At 74.6% G+C, this 20,259-nt stretch carries 18 protein-coding genes and 1 riboswitch; of the genes, 4 read left to right on the forward strand and 14 right to left on the reverse strand.

The features are described from left to right. Nucleotides 1-122: 122 nt before the first annotated feature. From H505_RS0131350 to H505_RS45505, 5 genes are all read right to left on the reverse strand, one after another. Complete coding sequence (locus H505_RS0131350; RefSeq protein WP_157433205.1) at nucleotides 123-1,058, reverse strand: hypothetical protein; 936 nt, start codon at nucleotides 1,056-1,058, stop codon at nucleotides 123-125. Nucleotides 1,059-1,372: 314 nt separating this feature from the next. Continuing rightward, complete coding sequence (locus H505_RS0131355; protein ID WP_026405129.1) at nucleotides 1,373-1,756, reverse strand: hypothetical protein; 384 nt, start codon at nucleotides 1,754-1,756, stop codon at nucleotides 1,373-1,375. Between the two features lie 76 nt (nucleotides 1,757-1,832). Beyond that, nucleotides 1,833-2,111, reverse strand: a complete 279-nt coding sequence (locus tag H505_RS0131360; RefSeq protein WP_026405130.1) for a MoaD/ThiS family protein — start codon at nucleotides 2,109-2,111, stop codon at nucleotides 1,833-1,835. A 20-nt stretch (nucleotides 2,112-2,131) separates the two neighbouring features. After that, the gene (gene thrC / locus H505_RS0131365) at nucleotides 2,132-3,379 is read right to left on the reverse strand and encodes a threonine synthase (protein WP_026405131.1); all 1,248 of its coding nucleotides are present in this window, start codon (nucleotides 3,377-3,379) and stop codon (nucleotides 2,132-2,134) included. A gap of 16 nt (nucleotides 3,380-3,395) precedes the next feature. After that, a riboswitch (SAM riboswitch) is annotated at nucleotides 3,396-3,538 on the reverse strand. A gap of 123 nt (nucleotides 3,539-3,661) precedes the next feature. Next, entirely contained in the window at nucleotides 3,662-4,624 is a 963-nt protein-coding gene (locus tag H505_RS45505) for a cation diffusion facilitator family transporter (protein ID WP_051301380.1), read from the reverse strand. A 110-nt stretch (nucleotides 4,625-4,734) separates the two neighbouring features. On the opposite strand from H505_RS45505, the gene H505_RS0131375 reads away from it, so the two are divergent. After that, nucleotides 4,735-6,213: an alpha,alpha-trehalose-phosphate synthase (UDP-forming) gene (locus H505_RS0131375; RefSeq protein ID WP_034520774.1), complete on the forward strand. Its 1,479-nt coding sequence runs from the start codon at nucleotides 4,735-4,737 to the stop codon at nucleotides 6,211-6,213. Nucleotides 6,214-6,249: 36 nt separating this feature from the next. On the opposite strand, the gene H505_RS0131380 is transcribed toward H505_RS0131375, so the two are convergent. Both H505_RS0131380 and H505_RS0131385 read right to left on the reverse strand, forming a co-directional pair. Beyond that, nucleotides 6,250-7,278 carry a sulfotransferase family protein gene (locus H505_RS0131380; protein WP_026405133.1) on the reverse strand — a complete coding sequence of 343 codons (1,029 nt, stop codon included), beginning with the start codon at nucleotides 7,276-7,278 and terminating at the stop codon, nucleotides 6,250-6,252. 160 nt (nucleotides 7,279-7,438) lie between these two features. Then, nucleotides 7,439-7,990, reverse strand: a complete 552-nt coding sequence (locus H505_RS0131385; RefSeq protein ID WP_026405134.1) for an RNA polymerase sigma factor — start codon at nucleotides 7,988-7,990, stop codon at nucleotides 7,439-7,441. 11 nt (nucleotides 7,991-8,001) lie between these two features. Between H505_RS0131385 and H505_RS0131390 the strand changes: the two genes are divergently transcribed. Together H505_RS0131390 and H505_RS0131395 are read left to right on the forward strand one after the other, a co-directional pair. Then, the gene (locus tag H505_RS0131390; RefSeq protein ID WP_084551036.1) at nucleotides 8,002-10,113 is read left to right on the forward strand and encodes a serine/threonine-protein kinase; all 2,112 of its coding nucleotides are present in this window, start codon (nucleotides 8,002-8,004) and stop codon (nucleotides 10,111-10,113) included. A gap of 178 nt (nucleotides 10,114-10,291) precedes the next feature. Beyond that, nucleotides 10,292-10,918, forward strand: a complete 627-nt coding sequence (locus tag H505_RS0131395; protein ID WP_051301381.1) for a PadR family transcriptional regulator — start codon at nucleotides 10,292-10,294, stop codon at nucleotides 10,916-10,918. A 64-nt stretch (nucleotides 10,919-10,982) separates the two neighbouring features. On the opposite strand, the gene H505_RS48240 is transcribed toward H505_RS0131395, so the two are convergent. The 3 genes from H505_RS48240 to H505_RS52095 all read right to left on the reverse strand — a co-directional run bounded on the left by H505_RS48240 (nucleotide 10,983) and on the right by H505_RS52095 (nucleotide 13,990). Further along, a complete protein-coding gene (locus tag H505_RS48240) occupies nucleotides 10,983-11,801 on the reverse strand; it encodes a hypothetical protein (RefSeq protein WP_051301382.1) in 819 nt (272 codons plus the stop codon). A 1,078-nt stretch (nucleotides 11,802-12,879) separates the two neighbouring features. Further along, nucleotides 12,880-13,683 (reverse strand): trehalose-phosphatase, encoded by an 804-nt coding sequence (gene otsB, locus H505_RS0131410; RefSeq protein ID WP_026405138.1) that lies wholly within the window; start codon nucleotides 13,681-13,683, stop codon nucleotides 12,880-12,882. A 61-nt stretch (nucleotides 13,684-13,744) separates the two neighbouring features. Continuing rightward, nucleotides 13,745-13,990 carry a DUF3263 domain-containing protein gene (locus H505_RS52095; RefSeq protein ID WP_051301387.1) on the reverse strand — a complete coding sequence of 82 codons (246 nt, stop codon included), beginning with the start codon at nucleotides 13,988-13,990 and terminating at the stop codon, nucleotides 13,745-13,747. A 665-nt stretch (nucleotides 13,991-14,655) separates the two neighbouring features. Here H505_RS52095 and H505_RS45520 point away from each other — a divergent pair. Then, the gene (locus H505_RS45520; RefSeq protein WP_034520776.1) at nucleotides 14,656-15,267 is read left to right on the forward strand and encodes a MarR family winged helix-turn-helix transcriptional regulator; all 612 of its coding nucleotides are present in this window, start codon (nucleotides 14,656-14,658) and stop codon (nucleotides 15,265-15,267) included. 3 nt (nucleotides 15,268-15,270) lie between these two features. Here the strand turns inward: H505_RS45520 and H505_RS0131425 are convergent, their stop codons facing one another. The 4 genes from H505_RS0131425 to H505_RS45530 form a co-directional block, all read right to left on the reverse strand. After that, nucleotides 15,271-15,576: an SHOCT domain-containing protein gene (locus H505_RS0131425; protein ID WP_051301384.1), complete on the reverse strand. Its 306-nt coding sequence runs from the start codon at nucleotides 15,574-15,576 to the stop codon at nucleotides 15,271-15,273. 181 nt (nucleotides 15,577-15,757) lie between these two features. Beyond that, on the reverse strand, nucleotides 15,758-17,809 hold the full coding sequence (locus H505_RS48245) for a S8 family peptidase (RefSeq protein ID WP_169528879.1): 2,052 nt from the start codon (nucleotides 17,807-17,809) through the stop codon (nucleotides 15,758-15,760). 210 nt (nucleotides 17,810-18,019) lie between these two features. Next, a complete protein-coding gene (locus H505_RS0131435) occupies nucleotides 18,020-19,678 on the reverse strand; it encodes a solute symporter family protein (RefSeq protein ID WP_245592674.1) in 1,659 nt (552 codons plus the stop codon). Next, nucleotides 19,675-20,208 (reverse strand): DUF485 domain-containing protein, encoded by a 534-nt coding sequence (locus H505_RS45530; RefSeq protein WP_064743749.1) that lies wholly within the window; start codon nucleotides 20,206-20,208, stop codon nucleotides 19,675-19,677. The genes H505_RS0131435 and H505_RS45530 overlap by 4 nt, the downstream gene beginning before the upstream one ends. Nucleotides 20,209-20,259: the final 51 nt, after the last annotated feature.

Here is a 20,259-nt window from a genome sequence, read left to right on the forward strand (position 1 = left end):
GAGCGGCCGTTCGAGATCATCCCCCGCCGACCCGGCTGGGACGGTCGCCCGCACTGCTCTTCTGCGGTCGGTGGCCGTGATCGGCACGTTGAGCATCTGCCACCGTTCGGCGGGGCGGCGGACTACTTGATGGAGTCCTGCTCGGACCCCTCCACCTCGTTGACCGCGGTGTTGCCCTTACCGCCCTTGAGGCTGGTGTGGAAGTCGCCGGTCTTGACCGACTCGTTCCCGACCTTCGGCGACGCCGCCGGCGAGCCGGTGACGTTGCTGAAGGAGAGGTCGCCCGGGCCGGACTCGGCGACGATGGTCGGGCCGTTCACGCCCACCTTCGAGTGCTTCGCGGCGAACACGTTGTCGAAGCCACCCTTCTTGTGGTCGCCCTTGTCACCGTGGCCGCCCTTGTCACCGTGGCCACCCTTGTCACCGTGGCCGCCGGTGCGGGCACCCTGCTCGGGGGTGCCGGCCTCCTCGACCAGGGCCTCGTTCTGCACGGCCTCCTGCTGCGCGGCCTCGGGCTTGGCGTCCTGGGCCTGGGCCTGGTGCTGCATGGCCTCGGGCTTGGCGTCCTGAGCCTGGACCTCCTGCTGCGCCGCCTCGGGCTTGGCCTCCTGCTGCGCGGCCTCCGGCTTGGCCTCCTGGGCCTCGGCCTGGGCCTCCTGCTGCGCGGCCGCCGGCTTGGCCTCCTCGGCCTTGGCGTGGGCGCCCGCCTCCTCGGCCTGCCCCTTCACCGAGTCCTGCTCGGTGCCCTCGATCTCGTTGACGACGGTGTTGCCCTTGCCGTCCTTGAGGTTCGTCTTGATGTCGCCGGTCTTGACCGACTCGTTGCCGACCTTGGGCGACGCCTTGGGCGAGCCGGTGACGTTGCTGTACGAGAGGTCACCAGGGCCGCTCTCGACGACGTAGACCGGACCGTTGTGGCCGACGGTCGCGTTCTCCACGATGAAGATGGTGATGTCCTTCTTCGCCGTGGTCTCCACCGCCATGGCCGACGGCGCCAGGAGCATGGGCGCACCCATCGCGATCCCGCCGATCACCGCCGCACGAGCAATGCGATTCATGCCTTTCCCTTCTGTTTGCGAAGCGACGCACTCCCTGCTGGAGCACTAAGACCCACTCTTCCAGGAAAGAAATGACGCAACACTCAAGTCCCGAGCCAGCATTCTCCAAGATCATCCCAGCAAAACCGCATCGGAAAAAAGCGCTCCTCCCCTCCGGGGCGGCACTCAGGAAAAGCGATGATCACTGAATTTGACCCGATTATGTCCCGCTATTCACCACTGTGGACGGTCGACATTTTCCCGCAAATCGCCCGGCAAACTTCGCGTGGGCGGCACTGTCACCCGACACCGGGACCGAGTGCGAGCGAGCCGGGTCAGCCGACGCCGCAGGGGCTGGTTCCGACGGTCGAGATGTCGGCGCCCGGGAACCGGAAGTAGCCGTCGGCGGCCAGGCCCGCGGGGACGAGGAGGAGCAGGGCGACCGGGAGCGCGAACGCGCTCGCCGCGCGGGCGGGGCCGCGGCGGCCGAGGAGGAGGACGGTGGCGAGGACGACGGCGGCGACGCCGAGCGCGAGGGTCGCGAGCGGCAGCCAGGCGTCGTAGCCGTGGCTCCAGTGCGCGGACGGACGGTCGTGCGCGCACGCGTGCTCGCGGGCCTCGTCCGCGCGGGCCTGGAGGCGGCCCATGAGGACCAGGCCGCCGGCGCACAGCCCGGTCAGGACGGGCGGGAGGAGGCCGAGCGGCGGTCGGGGGGGCATCGGCGGCGATTGTAGACCCGCCCGGCGCACGTCGGACGTGCGCCGGGCGGGCCGGGACGGGCGGGGCGGTCGGGCGTCAGCCGCCGGCGACCGCGGGGATGATCGAGATCTGGGCGCCGGCCGGCGTCGGGGTGTCGAGGCCCTCGGCGAACCGGACGTCCTCGTCGCCCACGTACACGTTGACGAACCGGCGGATCTTGCCGGCGTCGTCGAGGATGCGGGCGGAGATCCCGGAGTAGCTGGCCTCCAGGTCGGCGACGACGGCGCGCAGGGTCGCGCCCTCGGCCTTCACCTCCGACTCGCCGCCGGTGTAGGTGCGCAGGATCGTCGGGATCCGCACGGACACGCTGCTCATTGCTCGACTCCTCTTCGTTTTCAGGCGAGGCCCGCGGCGCGGAACGCGTCCAGGGACGGGGCGATGTTCGCGCTCGGCGCGACCACGGGGGCGACGGCGTCCAGGGTCTTCAGCCCGTCCCCGGAGTTGATGATCACGGTCTCGGCGGCCGGGTCGAGGACGCCGCCCTCGACCAGCTTGCGGAGGGTGGCGACGGTGACGCCGCCGGCGGTCTCGCCGAAGACGCCCTCGGTGCGGGCGAGCAGCCGGATGCCCTCGACGACCTGCTCGTCGGTGACGTCCTCGATGGCGCCGCCGGTGCGGCGGGCGACGTCCAGGACGTACGGGCCGTCGGCGGGGTTGCCGATGGCGAGGGACTTGGCGATGGTGTCGGGCTTGACCGGGCGGACCACGTCGTGCCCGGCCTTGAACGCGGCGGACACCGGGGAGCAGCCTTCGGCCTGCGCGCCGAACACCTTGTAGGGGCGGTCCTCGACGAGGCCGAGCTTGATGAGCTCCTGGAACGCCTTGTCGATCTTGGTGAGCTGGGAGCCGGACGCGATCGGGACGACGATCTGGTCGGGCAGCCGCCAGCCGAGCTGCTCGGCGATCTCGTAGCCGAGGGTCTTGGAGCCCTCCGCGTAGTACGGGCGGACGTTGACGTTCACGAACGCCCACTCGTCCTGCTCGCCGGCGATCTCGGACGCGAGCCGGTTCACGTCGTCGTAGTTGCCGTCGACCGTGACGAACGTGCCGCCGTACACGGCCGTCGTGATGATCTTCTGCGACTCGAGGTTGGACGGGACGAACACGGCGGAGCGGATCCCGGCGCGGGCCGCGGCGGCGGCGACGGCGTTCGCGAGGTTCCCGGTGGACGGGCAGGCGAGCACCTTGAAGCCGAGTTCGCGGGCGGCGGCGAGCGCGACGGCGACGACGCGGTCCTTGAACGAGTGGGTCGGGTTGCCGCTGTCGTCCTTCACCCAGAGCTTCTGCAGGCCGAGGGCCTCGGCGAGGTTGTCGGCCCGGACGAGCCGGGTCAGGCCGGGCTCGGTGTTGGGGGTGGACGCGACGTCGGACGGGACGGGCAGCAGGCCGCGGTACCGCCAGATGTTGCGGGGCCCGGACTCGATGTCGGCGCGGGTGATGCCGCCGAAGTCGTACGAAATCTCGAGGGGGCCGAAACACTCCTCGCACGCGTAGTGCGGGCCGAGTTCGCGGGATGCGCCGCATTCGCGGCAGACGAGGGCGGTAGCGGGGCCGAGGTCGGCGGTGGCAGACGTGGTTGCCATGAGGGCGAGCCCTTTCTCCCCATCTTTCCTGCGCCACCTTGGTCGCAGGCCGGAGTTGGCACCTTCTCCCGGCGGGCCTCGCGGGGGTCGCGAGCGCACACGAGCCGGGTGGTTGCCGGGGCTTCGCAGGGCCGGTCCCTCCACCCCTCTGGATGAGCGTTATTCAGTTGTTCGAGCGCTCTTTGGGCTCGTATGCGTGACTTTACATCACCTGACCGGATCGCAGACAGGCGGGTTCCACGCTTTGAGACGTTACCCCCACGTGCTCTTGATCACGCTCCCTCACGGGCGGGCGCGGGCGACGGGCGGGACGCCGTCCGCGGGGCCGCCGGGCGCCTGGGTGGGGTCGAGGAACACGTGCCGGACGAGCGGGTACCGCTCGCGCAGCCGGCGGTCGATGGCGCCCGCGACGTCCTCGGCCTCGTCGGCGCTGATGTGGTCGGAGAAGTGGACCTTCGCGGCGACGAGCAGCTCCTCGGGGCCGAAGTGCATGGTGAGCAGGGACTCGACGCCGGTGACGCCGGGCGCCCCGGCGATCTCGGTCCGGATGCCGCGCTGCACGGCGGGGTCGGCGGCGCGGCCGATGATGAGCCCCTTGCTCTCCCGGCCGATGACGAACGCGAGCCCGGCCAGCAGGACCCCGATCAGGACGGACGCGAGGCCGTCCCAGAACTCGGACCCGGTGAGCTCGCGGAGGACGAGCCCGGCGGCGGCGAGCACGAGCCCGATCATCGCGGCGGAGTCCTCGAACAGGGCGGTCTTGAACGTGATGTCGGGCGACCGGCGGACGTGCTCGACGATGTCGTGCTCGCTGCGGCGGGTCTCCATGCGGGCCTGGTGGAAGGCGCGGATCCACGACGTCCCCTCGAGGACGGCCGCGAGGCCGAGGACGGCGAACGCGAGCCCGGCGCTGCTGTCGTCCCGGCTGCGGCCGGTCATGGTCAGCACGCCCTCGAAGATCGAGTAGCCCGCGCCCGCGACGAAGATGGCGCCGGCGGCGAGCAGGGACCAGAAGTACCGCTCGTTGCCGTAGCCGAAGGGGTGGCGCCGGTCGGGCCGGCGCGCGCTCCGCCGCAGGGAGATCAGCAGGAAGACCTGGTTGAGGGAGTCGCCGACGGAGTGGGCGCCCTCGGCGAGCATCGCGCTGGACGCCGACACCAGCCCGGCGATGATCTTCGCGAAGGCGAGGAGGAGGTTCGCGGTCAGCGCGACGAGCACCGTTTTCGTCGTCTCGGTCCGGCTCATCCGAGCCGGTTACCCGTCGCAAACCCCCTTAATCCAGGCGCTCGCGCCACCTTCCCCCTACCTCCCGGGTCACGTTGAAGCGCCGCGTCCCCAGCTGAGATTCTGCGGGTATGAGCCAAGTGCTGGTGGCGTCGAACCGCGGCCCGGTGTCGTTCTCGCTGTCCGACGACGGCGCGCTGGCGATGCGCCGCGGGGGCGGCGGCCTGGTCTCGGGCCTCGCCGCCGTCACCGGCGCGGCGCCCGGCGGCCCGCTGGACGAGGCGTCCGGACGGGCCGCGGACCCGGCCGTCCTGTGGGTGTGCGCGGCGCTCGGCGACGCGGACCGGACGGCCGCGCGGCGGGCCCCCGACGGGCGCATCGACCTCGCGGGCCACGACACCGGCGGCGCGGCGGTGCGGATGCTCGACATCCCCGCGTCCACGTTCCACCGCGCGTACAACGAGATCGCGAACTCGACGCTGTGGTTCGTCCACCACCTGCTGTACGACACTCCGCGCCGCCCCCACTTCGACGCCCGCGCGCGCCGGGACTGGCAGTCGTACGAGGCGTACAACGCGGCGTTCGCGGACGCGCTGGCGCGGGACGCGGCGCCCGGCGCGAAGGCCGCCGTGCAGGACTACCACCTGTCGCTGGCCCCGCGGATGCTGCGCGAGCGGCGCCCCGACCTGAAGATCGTCCACTTCTCGCACACGCCGTGGGCGCCGCCCGAGTACTTCCGGCTGCTCCCCGACGACATCGCCGAGCAGCTCCTGCTGGGCGTGCTCGGCGCCGACCACGCGGGGTTCCTGACCGAGCGGTGGGCCTCGGCGTTCCTGGACTGCTGCGCGCTGCTGCCCGGCGCCCGCGTCGACCGCGCGGCCCGGACGGTCGCGTGCGGCGGGCACGTCACGCGGGTCGGCGTGCACGGGCTCGGCGTGGACGGGCCCGCCCTGCTGGAACGCGCGGCGGAACCGGACGTCGGGGAGCGGGCGCGCGCGCTGCGCGAGCAGGTGGGCGACCGCCGGCTCATCGTGCGCATCGACAGGACGGAACTGTCGAAGAACATCGTGCGCGGGCTCGCGGCGTACCGGGAACTGCTCGTGAACCATCCGGAGTGGCGCGGACGCGTGGTGCACCTGGCGTTCGCGTACCCGTCGCGGTACGACCTGCCCGAGTACCGCGAGTACACGGCGGCGGTGCGGCGGGAGGCGGAGCGGATCACCGAGGAGTTCGGCACCGCCGCGTGGGAGCCGCTGATCCTCCAGGTGAACGACGACTACCCGCGCTCGCTCGCGGCCTACGGGCTCGCGGACGTCCTGCTGGTGAACCCGATCCGGGACGGGATGAACCTCGTCGCGAAGGAGGGCCCGGTGCTGTCGCGGCGCGACGGCGCGCTCGTCCTGTCGCGGGAGGCGGGCGCGGCGGCGGAGCTGTCCGGCGACGCGCTCATGGTGAACCCGTACGACGTGACGCAGACGGCGGAGGCGCTGCACCGGGCGCTGCTGATGCCGCGGGACGAGCGCGCGGCGCGCCGCGCCCGGCTGGCGGCGGCCGCGACGGCGCTGCCGCCGCAGCGCTGGTTCGCCGACCAGCTCGCGGCGCTCGACTGACGCGCCGCCGGACGCCCGTCCGGTCCGGCGGGCCGGTCACACGTCGGACGTGAGCCGGGCGCGTTCGGGCGGCAGGAGGCATTCGACCGGGTTCGGCTCGTGGTGGCGGCGCCACCGCTCCCGGACGGCCTCCTTGCGCTGCGCCATCCGCCGGTGCGCGCCGACCCTGGCGTACCGGGCGAGGTGCGCGGCGGCGGGCCGGGGCAGGCCGCTCGGCTCGTACCCGTACTCGGCGAGGCGGTCGCCGAAGGCGGCCTCGGCCAGGCTGATCTGCCAGGGGTCGAGCCGCTGCGCCCACGAGCCGACCTGGGTGGACGTGACGGCGTCGTGCGTGCGGCCGTGCCAGCGCTTGCGCAGCGGGACGGTCCGGCGCGCGAGGCCCTGGGGGCTCGTCATCGCGGGGTCGAAGTCCTCGCCGAGGAACGCGCAGAGCCGGATCAGCTCGTCGGCGGGGTCGGCGACGAGCCGCTCGTACTGCAGCTCGTAGTACGTGTCGGGGCCGAGCCGGGACGCGAGGCGGCGGCCCTGGTCGATCGCCTCCCGCCACGCGCAGATCGCGTGGTGGATGTCGCCGTCGTACCACGGCATCTCCTGCAGCGACGCGATGCAGTCGCGGCCGTCCCGGACGAGGTGGACGAACTGGGCGTCCGGGAACATGCGCAGCAGCGGGCCGGTGTACCGCGCGTAGCTCGGCCGCTTGTCGCCCCAGCGCGGCTTGCCGAACCGGCGGGCGTACGCGCGGAACACCGCCCCGTACGCGGAGCCGAGCGTGGGCGGCGCCGCGACGATCCCGGCGGCGGTCTCGGCGGCGTCCAGGCCGAGCTCGTGGAACTTCGTCTGCCGCCGATCGGTGATCCACTCGGCGAGCGCCCGCCTGTTCGAACTGTCCGTGAGGTCACCGAACTCGCACCGTTGCGCATAGCCGGGGAGGACGAACCGGGTCTCGGGGGCGACCGCGATGCGCCGGTGCGAGTGCAGCATGAGCTGGAGCATCGTCGTCCCCGAGCGGGGGCAGCCGATGACGAAGATCGGTCGCTCGGAACGGGCGGCGGGACCTGGTGACATGCACGGAATGCTCGCGGCGGCGCGCGCGCCGCGCCCGCCGCATCGACGGATCGTTGCGGCGCGATGACCCAGCCTTGACGCCCCCGGCCCGTAGATGTCCGGACGTTTCGCGGCACGTCGCACTACGCGCGTCCGGTACCGGCCCGGGCCCGGCGGGGGCTCAGGTGTAGGACTCGCCGAGCGTCTGCCGCACCTGGCGCCGCGCCTCGTGGATGCGCGACTTGACCGTCCCGAGCGGGAGCTTGAGCTGCTCGGCGATCTCCGCGTACTCGAGCTGGGAGACGTCCCGCAGGACGAGCGCCTGGATGAGGTCGGGCTTGCGGGCCTCCAGGTCCTCCATGGCGTCGAGGATGTCGACGCGGGAGCCCGCGATGACGCTGGTGCGGCGCGGGTCGGGGCGCTGCTGCGGCAGCTCGCCCGCCTGCTCGACCGAGCGGCGCTTCAGCGACCGGTAGGTGGAGCGCGCCGAGTTCGCGACGACGACGTGCAGCCACGTGCTGAACCGGGAGCGTCCCTCGAAGCGGTGGATGTTCCGCGCGACCTGGAGCAGCGCGTCCTGGCACGCCTCCTCGGCGTCCTGCCGGCAGGGCAGGAACCGGGCGGCGTGCCGCAGCACGTCCGGCTCGATCTTGCGGAGGAGGTCGTTGAGGGCGGCCTGGTCGCCCTGCGCGGCCCGCAGGGCCAGCTCCTCGGTCCGTTCATCGAATGCCATGCCGTGCCTCAATGCTCGATCGCACACTCACCCCGTTTGTTGGGCATGATACGGGAGTGTCCTTCCCACCGAACGTCGACCGTTACCGAATCGATCGCGCCCTGGGTTCCGGGGCGTTCGCGTCCGTGTGGCTCGGGCACGACGACGCCTTGGAATCGCCGGTGGCCATCAAAGTCCTGTCCGGCAGCCTCGTCGACGACCTCGACGTGCGCAACCGCTTCCTCGAGGAGGCGCGCATCCTGCGCCGGGCCGACTCCGAGCGTCTCGTGCGAGTGCACGACATCGGCGAGCTCCCCGACAGACGCCCGTACTTCGTCATGTCGTACGCGGACCGCGGGACGCTCGCCGACCGGATGCGCGAACGGCCGCTTCCGGTCAACGAGGCCGTCGCCCTCGCCGAGGAGATCGCCTACGGCGTCGAGGTGATCAACGCGCTCGGCGTGATCCACCGCGACCTCAAACCGTCGAACGTGCTGTTCCAGTCGACCCCGGACGGCGGCGAGAAGCTGCTGATCGCCGACCTCGGGCTGGCGAAGGCGCTGGCGCACGCGTCCGGCGCGTTCACGCTGCCCGTCGGCACCCCCGGCTACATGTCCCCCGAGCAGGCCCGCTTCGGCGGCGGCCTGGACGTCCGCGCGGACGTCTACGGGCTCGGCGCGCTGACGTTCCACATGCTCGCGGGGCGCGCCCCCGGCCCGGCGCCGGTGAAGTCGCCGCCGAGCGAGCTGCGCGAGGGCGTGACCGCCGCGATGGACCAGGTCGTCCTGCGCGCGCTGGAGGTCGACCGGGAGAACCGCTGGCCGACCGCCGAGGCGTTCGCCGAGGCCCTCTCCACCCTCATCCCGCCGTCCGCGCGGATCGCCGCGTCGCGGTCCTCCGCGCCGGCCGCGCCGCCCTCGCCCCCGCCGGCTTCGGCCGCTCCGGCTGCTCCGGCTGCTCCGGCTGCTCCGGCTGCTCCGGTGACGATGTTCGACGAGGCGCCGCCGTCCGTCCCGGCCGCGTCCGAACCGGCCGCCCCCGCCGAACCGCGGATCGACCCGGACGCCACCGTGCTGGACTTCCGCGGCGACGGGACGCCCGCGCCTTCGTCGTCCGCGCCGTCGTCGCCGTCGTCGGCCGGGGCGGTGCCGCCGGGCATGCGGACGCGGTTCGACCCGCCGCCCGCCGCGGACGGCGACCAGACGATCGTCGACCACCCCGGCCCGCGTCCGGGCGACGGCGGCGCGTTCGGCGCGGGGCCGCCGCAGCCGTCGCAGCCGTCGTCGGGCGGGCTCGCCGACGGCGCCACCGTGGCGATCCCCTCGCAGCACCCGTCGTCCGCGCCGAACACCGACGACCAGCGCACCGCGGCGTTCCCCGCCGGGCAGCCGCCCGGGCCGGTGCCGCCCCCCGGCGGCCACGGGCCGCCGCCGACCGGCTTCCAGCCGCCCCCGCCCGTCCAGGGGCAGGGGCAGGGCGGTTCGGGCGGCGCCGGCGGCGGGCCGCTCGGGCGGCTCAAGGGCGCCGGCGGCCGGTACGGGACGCCGCTGGTGATCACGGCGGTCGTGCTCGCGGTCGCGGTCGTCGCGGGGCTCCTGCTCGGCACCCTGTTCTCCGGCGACGGCGGCGGGTCGGGGGACGACGGCGAGAAGAAGAACGCGATCCCGAAGGACTTCGTCCAGCTCTCCAACAACGGCGGCAAGATCAAGGTGGCGGTGCCGAAGGCGTGGCCGCTGCAGCAGGAGCAGACCTGGGCGCCGTCGATCGTCGGGCTGAACGACCCGCAGGAGCGTCCCGTCCTCCGGGCGACCACGAGCGTGGACGGCTTCCAGGGCAACGGGGCCGTCCCGGGCGTGTTCATCGGCGTCACCACCGACATGCGGGAGGGGCAGCTCCCGCCGCCCACCGCCGCGCGGCACCCGCAGTGCAAGCAGGCGGGGCCGGAGAACTACACGTCGCCCGACAAGGCGCTCACCGGGACGATCACGCGGTTCACCGGCTGCGCGTCCGGGACGGCGTCGGTCACGGAGGTCGGGCTGCGGCACGAATCCGGCAAGTTCGGGCTGTGGATCCGGGTGAAGGAGACCGACGACCGCAAGGCGACCACCGACATCCTCGACCACCTGCAGGTGACCGGCCCCTGATCCCGGCCCCGCGCCGGTTCCCCCCGACGTCCGTCGGCACGTTCGCGCCCGGGCCCGCTCGTCCTCGACGAAGCGGGCCCGGGCGCTTCTTCCTGCGCCCGTCCGGTCCGGTGCTTGCCAACGACAGTCTGCCGATATATCGTTAATGCATCGCAACCGATCATAGAAGGAGCAAGCGATGCATGCACACGACATGGGGGCCCCGGACCCCTTCCAGCATTTCGAACACCGCGCCCGGCGCGGCGGCCCCTTCGGCCCCGGCGGGCCGGGCGGCCCGATGGGTCCCTTCGGCCAGGGCGGACCGGGCCCCTGGGGGCACGGCCACCGGGGCGGCGGGCGCGGCGGCCGCGGCGGACGGCGCACCCGGCGCGGCAACGTCCGCGCGGCCCTGCTCGCGCTGCTCGCCGAGCGCCCCATGCACGGCTACGAGATGATCCAGGAACTGGACGAGCGCACCGGCGGCGTCTGGCGTCCGAGCCCCGGCTCGGTCTACCCCACCCTCCAGATGCTGGAGGACGAGGGCCTCGTCACCAGCCGCGAGGACGGCGGCAAGCGGCTGTTCGAACTCACCGACACGGGCCGCGCGGAGACCGCCAAGCAGACCACCGCCCCCTGGGAGGAGGTCACCGACGCCGCGGGCGAGAACGTCCTGCGGGGCCGCGAGGCCGTCGGGCAGCTCATGGGCGCCCTGCAGCAGGTGATGGCGGTCGGCAGCGAGACGCAGAAGGCGCGCGCGCTGGACGTCGTCAACGACGCCCGCCGCCGCATCTACGGGATCCTCGCCGATGACCCCGAAGCGGAGTGACCCCGGGGAGCCGCCCCGGCCGGGGGCCGTCGCACGGCGCGACGGCCCCTTCTCCACGGCCCGGTCAGCTCGGGAAAGGCGCCGGCTTGGCGAGCTGGTCGTTCACGTAGAGCTGCCGCCAGATGAACAGGCCGAGATCGGTGCCGTCGATGCGGCGGTCCACCGGCACGGTGACCGTCGCCCGCACCAGGTACGACGAACCGGGCGGCATCCACTTGTCGCCGCCGTCCCCCGCGATCGGCTCCCCGCCCGCCAGGGTCTTGACCACCCGGCTCTTGGTCGGCGGCGTGCACATGTCCTCGGGCACCCCCGCCTGCGGCATGCAGCGCCCCCGCGCGTCGTCGGCCACCAGATCCGCCTTCACGAACACGTCCCCCGGGAAGTCCAGGAGGACCTGCTCGTCCTTCGGGTTCGTCAGCAGGTACTCGATGTACGGGTAGGACGTCCCGGACGGCGCCGCCGACTGCGCCGACGGCATCGCCCCGTCGCTCACGCCCGCGGTCACCGCCGCGATCCGGTAGCGCGACCCGTCCGCCGTCCCGACCTCGACCGGCTTCCCCGCCTCCGGCAGCGGGACGGACGCCGTCCCGTTCGGCCGCTCGGCGCCGCCGAGCGCCGCGTTCCCGGCCTCGTCCTCGCGCGTGCTCGACGACAGGACGACCCCCGCCATCACCAGCCCCGCGAGCGCGACCACCCCGGCCGCGACGACCCCCGCACGCCGGCCCGCACGCTTCCCGGACCGTCCGCCGGGCCCGTCCCCCGGGTACCCGCCCGGACGCGACCACTCGTCCGCCGCCCGCTCGGCGCGGGCCCGCTCCCGGCGAGCCCGCCCGCCCCGCGCCCCCAGCCGGACCTGCACCCCGCTGGTCTCCCGCGTCCCCATCGGCCCACCCGCCGACGCCACGTCATCGCCGGGGGCGGGTCCGGGCGCGGGTGCGGGCGGCTGCGCGGCGCCGTGCGTGAAGGCCGCCTCGTCCCCAGGCGCGGGTGCCTGCGCCGCGCGAGATCCGAAACCCGGTTCGCCCCCGGGCGCGGGCGCCGACTCGTCGCCCGGCGCGAACACACGCCGGTCACCAGGCTCAGGCAACTGGCCCGCACCAGGCGCAGACGCCTGCCCCGAGCCAGGCCCGAACGCCGACTCGCCACCCGACGCGAACACCCGCCGGTCACCGGGCGCGGGCGGCCCCACCGTCCCGTGCCCGGACGGCCCCGCCGCACCAGGCCCGAACGCCGACTCGTCGCCCTGCGCGACAGTCGGCCGGTCCCCCCGCGCGGACGACTGCCCCGCACCGTACGCCGGGCCCGCCGTCCCGTGCCCGGACGGCCGCGCCGCACCAGGCGCGGCACCTGGCCGGTCGCCAGGCGCCGAAGCTCGCGCCGCACCGGGCGCCGACGGCCCCGCCGTCCCGCGCCCGGACGCCGACTCGTCGACCGGCGTGAACACGCGCCGGTCACCGGGTTCGGGCGTCCGCTCGCCGGGGCCGGGGCCGGGGGCGGAGGCCGGGAAGCCGCCGGGGGGCGTGGACGGGCGGTCGCCTCGGTAGACGCCGTCCGTCCGGTACGGGCCCGCCACGTCGACGGGCGGGCGCATGCCGGACGTTGCCGGGGCGTCCGGTGACGGCGGCACGGAGGCGGACGGCGTCCAGCCCGGCGGCGGTCCGTGGACGATCGGGCTCGTCGGCGCGCCGGGCGGGATCGGGGTGCCGGGCGAGGGCGGCGCGGATCCTCGGAACGGGGTCGGCGGCGCCGTCCCGTCGGGACGACGCGGCACCGTCGGGTCCATGTTCACCGTCCAGCCTCCCCAAAGCCTCGAGCGATTTCCCCCTGTGAGCACCATATTTTGACCTAATCGTCACCAGAATCCACAGGCGGCCCATAGTCGAGCGAGATCCAACAAAAGCGGACGAGGCTCTTATCACTCGCAGATAGCCCGGGGCGGGGAGGCGCGCGGGGCCGCGGGGTCAGGCCGGATCGTCCAGCAGGGCGCCGAGGAGGTCGATCACGCCGGACGGCCCGTCCACGACGACGTCGGCGCGTTCGGCGAGCTTCGTGACCTCGTTCGACCCGCTGCACACCGTCACGCCGGGCACGCCCTCCGCGCGCAGCGCCTCGACGGCGTCGAAGGCCGCGAGGTCGCCCAGGTCGTCGCCCGCGAACAGGACCGCGGACGGGCGTGCGCCGCGCTCGTCCACGAAGGCGCGGAGCGCGACGCCCTTGTCCATGCCGGGCGGGCGCAGTTCGAGGACGAACCGGCCGGGTTCGAGCGCGAGGCCCGTCCGCTCGGCGAGGGCCGCGATGATGCCGCGGAGCCGTTCGAGCGCCACCTCGGGCTCGGCGCAGCGCCGCGTGTGGACGACGAGCGCGTGCTGCTTGTCCTCGACGAACGTGCCGGGGGGCGCCCCGGCCGCCGCGAGGACGCCGGGGAGCTTCGCGCGGGCCTCGGCGACGCCCGGGAGCGGCTCGGGGGTCGTCAGTTCGCCCGACTCCCACCGTTCCATCCCGTACTGCCCGAGGACGACGAGGCCGTCGATCCCGGCGAACCCGCCGTACTCGACGGCGACCGCCGCCGGACGTCCGGTGATGATCGCGACCGCCCCGGCGCGCGCGGCGAGCCGGGCCAGCATTCCGGCGGCGCGCGGTTCGGCGCGCGCGTCGGCGGGGTCGGGGACGATCGGCGCGAGCGTGCCGTCGAAGTCGAAGGCGAGCAGGGCCCGGTCCGGGGCGCGCCGGAGCGCGTCGATCCCCTCGGCGCCGGCGGGCGTCACGGGACGTTCGTCGAGTCGCTTCGCAGAGCGGGGAGTAGTCACGCGGACCAGTGTCGCCGGGTCAGGGCCGGATGCCGAGGCGGCGCGCGGCGCGCTTGCGCTGCCGCTGCGACCGCATCCGGCGCAGCCGCTTGACCAGCATCGGGTCGCACTCGAGCGCCTCGGGCCGGTCGATCAGCAGGTTCAGCAGCTGGTAGTACCGGGTCGCCGACATGTCGAACAGCTCGCGGATGGCCTGCTCCTTGGCGCCCGCGTACTTCCACCAGCGCCGTTCGAAGGCGAGGATCTGGCGGTCGCGCTCCGACAGGCCCCCGGACGGGAACGCGGCGTCGTCGTCCGGGAGGGCATCGTCCGCGAGGGCATCGTCCGCGAGGGCACCGGGCTCGGCGTCGGCGGGCTCCGCCGCCTCGTCGGCGGCGCCGTCCGCCTCCGGCTCGGCCGCCGCGGCCCGCTCGGGTTCCGGGGCCCGGGGCCCGGGCACGCCGGCCTCCGGCGCGCCGCCCCTCCGGGACGTCCCGGACTCGGGGGCGCGGGGGCGGGGAACGCCCGCGTCGGCTTCGGGGGAGGCGGCTTCGGGGGAGGCGGCTTCGGGTGAGGCGGCTTCGCCGTCGTCGGTCACGGGTCGCCGGGGGGCGCCTTCGTCCATGCTCACGTCCAGTCGGAGGGCGTCTCGGGGGGTGTCTGCCGCCGACATGAGATCCCCTCTGTGGTCACTGATCCCGGGTCGTCCGGTTCGGCAGGGTGCCATGGTACGCGCCCGGACGGACGGCCACCGGTGGTTCGCGGGGAACGGGACGCCGCCGTTTCAGTGCATCACAACCCCGCTCACCTGGAGATCTTCATTTGCCCCGTGTCCCGGGACCGTGCCGCCGCCCCAGTGGAAACACCCGGCGAGATAAGCCTCATATAAAGATCGTGTGCACGGTACACCGGTTAGGGTGGGAGGACGCCGACCGAACGGGAGACAGCTGCATGGCGACGGAGACCAGCGCAACCGAACGGCCCGCCGAGTCGTCCGAACGCGACGTCCCCGACGAGACCCTGTCCGAGATCGCCACCGCGCTGTTCCACCTGCGGCGCGTCTGGGCCAAGCCCGACCTGATGAAGCGGGTCCGCGCGCAGACCGCCGCCGGACCGGACGGACGGCCCCTGCAGTTGTCGAACCTGATGGTCGTCCAGGCCGTCGCCGCGCTCCTCGCCGCCGCGGACGACCGCGCGGGCGACGGCTGCGACGCCCCCGAGATCACCGTCGGGGCCGTCGCGGACCGGCTGGAGGTCGACCCGTCGACCGCCAGCCGGCTGGTCGGGCACGCCATCGACGCCGGCCTGGTGTCGCGGCGCCCGTCCCCCGTCGACGCGCGCCGCGCCAACCTCGGGCTGACCGACGCGGGCACCCGCGTCAAGCAGGTCGCCGACCGCTTCCGCCGCACGTACTTCGAGGAGCTGATGTCCGGCTGGACGGACCGGGAGCGCGCCGAGTTCGCGCGCCTGATCACCCGGTTCGCCGACGCGGCCGCCGCCCGGGAACCCCTGTACCCGGACGGCGGCGTCGGACGGATCTTCGAAGAGGCCGGCGCGGACTGACCGTCACGCGTCGGCGCGCAGCGCCGACATGCGCCTCAGGTACTCGTCCTCGTCGATCTCGCCGCGCGCGAACCGCTCGGCGAGGACCGACCGCGCCTTGCTCAGCGGGTCGCCGCCGCCGTGCGTCCCGCCGCCGTGCCGCCTGCCGCCGGCCAGATGCCGGCGGACGAAGTAGAACCCGGTCGCCAGCACGGCGAGCCAGAACAGCCCGAACATGACGGGGAACACGGGCCAGAACGCGGGCGCGTCCCCGCCGTCGGACCAGCCGCCGGGGTGCAACTGCGTCGCGAGCGTCGTCCACATGGTCATCGACCTCCTGTTTTCCTCGGATGGTTCGATGCTCGGCGACGGGTCCGGGGGGCGTCATCGGCCGCCCGGAGACTCCCGCGCTACGCCCGCCGGAGTACCGCGCGGGGCGGGGACGTGCGCCCCGCGGCGCCCGTCCGTCCGGGCGGGACGGACGGGCGGCGGCGACGGCTCACCACCCGGCTCACCACCAGGGCGGCCGGTACTCCTCTTCCTCGCCCGGGGTCGTCTCGCCCCGCGCGGCCGGGGCGTCCGAGGCTGCGGGCGCCGGGCCCGCGCCGTCCTGCGGGGACTCGCCCGGCGCCGCGGGCGCCCCGGCCGGCTCCGGGCGCCCGGCGGGCTGCGGCGCCGGGACGGCCGGGCGAGGCTCGGCGTCGGGGATGCCGGTGCCTTCGAGGGCGCTCCGCCGGAACCGCTCCCACGCCTCGTCGTCGAAGATCGGGATCTCGCCGGTCGCGGGGGCGTCGCCGCCCGCACCGTTCGCGGGCGTCCCGTTCGCGGGCGTCCCGCCGCGCGCGGCGCCGTCGAGGGCGTTCGCGTCGATCCCGAAGTCGCGGCCGTTCGCCGCCGGAGGGACGTCCCGGCCCGCCGCGGCCCCCGGCGGGGACGGGCGCGGCTCGAACCGCACCGTGGGCGGTGCGGCGTCCGGCGGCCGCCCGCCCGGCACCGCCGGATGGGGCTCGAACCGCACCGGGGCGCCCGGGTCGGCGTATCCGGGCGGCGGCTGCACATGGGTGTTCTGCCACAGCGGCGCGTCGACCGGGGCCATCGGCGGCCCGCCGCCCTCGGCCGGGGGCGCCGCGGCGGCCCCGGCGGACGGGCGGACCGGGGTGCGCGGCACCGGCTCGGGGGGCGGCCCGGGCAGCCCGTACTCGGGCATCGTCTCCGCGTCCTCGTCGTCCTCGCGCCGCCCGCGCTGCCGCCAGCCGAGCGCCACCCCGAGCAGGATCAGCGCCCCGCCGCCGCCGAGGACGAGCGGCAGCAGCAGGCCCGTGCCCGCGTCCTCCGGTTCGGCGACCGGCTCGGGCGTCGGCACCGGCGTCGGGGTCTGGACGGGGCCGGTCGACACCTTGTTCAGGGCGTGCGCGGCGAGCAGGGTGCGGACGGCGTCCACGGTCCCCGGGCAGCCGGCGAACCCGGTCGGGTGCCCGGCGCGGGCGGGCGACCCCTCGACGAGCGCCCGCCGCACCTCGTCCGGCGTCAGCTTCGGGTAGCGGGCGCGGACGAGCGCGGCGACGCCCGCGACGATCGCCGACGACGCGCTCGTGCCCGTCCCGACGACGTAGCCCTTGCCGTTGTCGGCGCTGACGATGTCCACGCCGGGGGCGCACACGGACACGTGCGAGTGCCGGTTGCTGTCGTCCCACAGGCGCATGTACCGGTCGAGGGCGCCCACCGCGATGACGCCCGGGTAGGCGGCGGGGAAGTTCTTCCGGTTCGCGGTGGAGCCGTCGTTGCCGGCGGACGCGATCAGCACCACGCCCCGGTTCAGCGCGTACCGGATCGCGCTCGCCTGCGCCGGGGTGCCGTTGTAGTACTGCTGGCCGCCGCCGAGCGACATGTTGATGATGTCGGCGCCGTTGTCGACGGCGTACCGGATGCCCTGCGCGATCGCGTCGCCGTCCCCGGCCTGCCGCCGCTGCTCGCGCCGCATCGGGTCGTCGTTCTCCAGCGTCACCCGGATCGACAGGACGCGGCTCTGCGGCGCCACCCCCATGATCCCCTGGGAGCCGCCGCGGCCGTGCCCGTGACCGGCGATGATGCTGGCCATCGAGGTGCCGTGCAGCCCCCAGTAGCGGGTGCCGGGCGGGCGCCCGCCGCCGGTCAGGTCGGGCCCGTTCACGACGCTGCCGACGAGGTCGGGGTGGTTCGCGTCGACGCCGGTGTCGAGCACCGCGACGGTGACGTCCTGGCCCGTGGACCACTTCCACGCCCGCTCCGCGCGGACCGTCTCCAGGTGCCACTCGCGGGCGCGGATCTGGTCTGCGGCGGCGATCGGCGCGCCGGCCGCGGCGCCGCGGACGGGACGGGACGCGCCGTCCGCGCCGTCGGGCGCCATCACGATCGGGACGGCCGCGGCGGCCGCCAGCGACACGACGGCGAGGGCGGCGGTCGCCCGCGCCGAGCGCGGGACCGGACGCCGGGCCGGGCGCGGTGCGGGGCGCGGGAACGGGGTCCGGCGGGGGCGCAGGGCCGGACGAGCACGCCGGGAACGGTGCCGACCGGCTTGGGACACCCTGCCGCACCTCCTCCCGGTGTCGACCGTGCTCCACGGCGAGCCACATTGTGCCACGGGATCATCAGGCGGCCCGGGCACACGGAACATTAAGGCACGCTCCGGGCGGTGCGGAACGTCCCGCCCGCGATGCCCCGCTGTGGGCTTCGCCTCACCGGCCGGACACGGCCACGCCGGCCCCGGGCGTCCGGGCCGTCCGGTCCCGGGGCGTCAGTGCGAACCGGCCCCCGTGAGGGCCCGCACCGACAGGTCGTCGTAGCGCAGCGGGTCGGCTTTCTCGCGGGCGAGGAACGTCCCGGCGACCGCGCACGCGAACCCGATCGGGACCGACACGATCCCGGGGTTCTCCAGCGGGAACAGGTGGAAGTCGACGCCCGCGGGGAACAGCGACAGGCTCCGCCCGGTCACCGGATCGGCCTTCCCCGACACGACCGGCGAGAAGAACACCAGCACCAGCGAGCTGCCGAGACCGCCGTAGATCCCCGCGACCGCGCCCGTCGAGTTGAACCGCCGCCAGAACAGCGACAGGACGATCGCGGGCAGGTTCGCCGACGCGGCGATCGCGAACGCCAGCGCCACCAGGAACGCCACGTTGAGGTCGCGCGCGACGACGGCCAGGACGACCGCGAGCGCCCCCACCAGGAACGCCGCGACCCGCGCCACCGCGACCTCCTGCGACTCGCGCGGACGCCCGAACATCAGCACCTGGCCGAAGTAGTCGTGCGCCAGCGACGTCGACGACGCCAGCACCAGGCCCGACACCACGGCGAGGATCGTCGCGAACGCGACCGCGCCGGTGAACGCGAGCAGCACGTCCCCGCCGACCGGCCCGGCGACGTGCGCACCGACCGCGTGCGCGAGCTGCAGCGCCGCGGTGTTGCCGGACGGGTCCTGGGCGACGATCTTTTCGCGCCCGACGAGCGCCGCCGCGCCGAACCCGAGCGCGAGCGTCATCAGGTAGAACGCGCCGACGAGCCCGATCGACCACGACACGGACGTGCGCGCGGCGCGGGCGTCCGGCACGGTGAAGAACCGGGTGACGATGTGCGGCAGGCCGACCGTGCCGAGGACGAGCGCGAGCGCGAGGCTGAAGAAGTCGAGCTTGCCGACGATCGTCCGGTAGGCGTCGCCCTCGACGTCCGGGCCGTAGTGCAGCCCGGGGCGCAGGAACGCGTCGCCGCGGCCGCTCGCGTCGGCCGCCGACCCCAGCATCGCGCTGGGGTCGAACCCGAACCGGCCCAGCACCAGCACCGTCAGGACGACCGTGCCGCCCATCAGCAGCACGGCCTTGACGATCTGCACCCAGGTGGTGGCCTTCATCCCGCCGAACACCACGTAGCCGATCATCAGCAGGCCGACCACGACGATCGTGACCGTCTCCGCGACACCCGCCGACATCCCCAGGAACCGCTCACCCGGGTGCACACCGAGCAGCATCGACACGAGCGCCCCGGCCCCGACCATCTGGGCGAGCAGGTAGAAGACCGACACCGTGACCGTGGAGACCACCGCCGCGCGCCGCACCGGCGGCTGCCGCCGGACCCGCTGCGCGAGGACGTCCGCGAGCGTGAAGCGTCCGGCGTTCCGCAGCGCCCCGACCAGCAGGAGCGCGAGCAGCCACGCCACGAGGAACCCGATCGAGTACAGGAACCCGTCGTACCCGGACAGCGCGATGAGCCCCGCGATGCCGAGGAACGACGCCGCCGACATGTAGTCGCCCGCGATCGCCATCCCGTTCTGCGGGCCGGAGAACGTCCGGCCGCCCGCGTAGAAGTCGTCCGCTCCCCGCGTGTTGGCGCGCGCCCACACCGTGATCCCGAGGGTGATCAGCACGAAGACGACGAACACCCCGAACGTCAGCTCCGTCACCGCGCCTCCCCCATCCGGACGTCCCAGCGCCCGTCCGACGCGCGCGGCGCGACCGGCGCGGCGGGCCGCGGCACGCCGGCCGCCGGACGTCCCGGCGGTGCGGGACGCGCGGCCGGCGCGGGCCCCGGGGGCACGTCCCGGCCGAACGCCGCGGGCGCGGCGGCGGCCGGCGGGCCGTCGGCCTCGGCGCGCAGCTCGTCCGCGAGCGGGTCGAGGCGCCGCCGCGCGTAGGCGGCGAACGCCGCGGCGAGCGCGAACGTCGAGACGAACTGCAGCACCCCGAGCAGCATCGCGACGTTGACGTTCCCGGCGACCGGCCGCGCCATGAACCCCCGCGCGAACGCCGACAGGGCGACGTACAGGAAGTACCAGCCCAGGAAGCCTCCCGCGATGACGGCGACCGTCCGGCGGAACCGGCGGTCCAGCCGCCGGAACCGCTCGTCCCCGGCGACCGGCGCGTACCGCCCCGGAGGGACCCTTCTGCCCCGTTCCGCCCCCAGGCGTCCCGTCGGGTCCGTTCCCCCGACCATCCGGCCCCCTATCCGCGTCATGACTCTATGTATCGATTTGGCAACACCATG

Origin of the sequence: Actinomadura rifamycini DSM 43936, from assembly GCF_000425065.1 — a bacterium.
Classification (GTDB): Bacteria; Actinomycetota; Actinomycetes; order Streptosporangiales; family Streptosporangiaceae; genus Spirillospora; species Spirillospora rifamycini.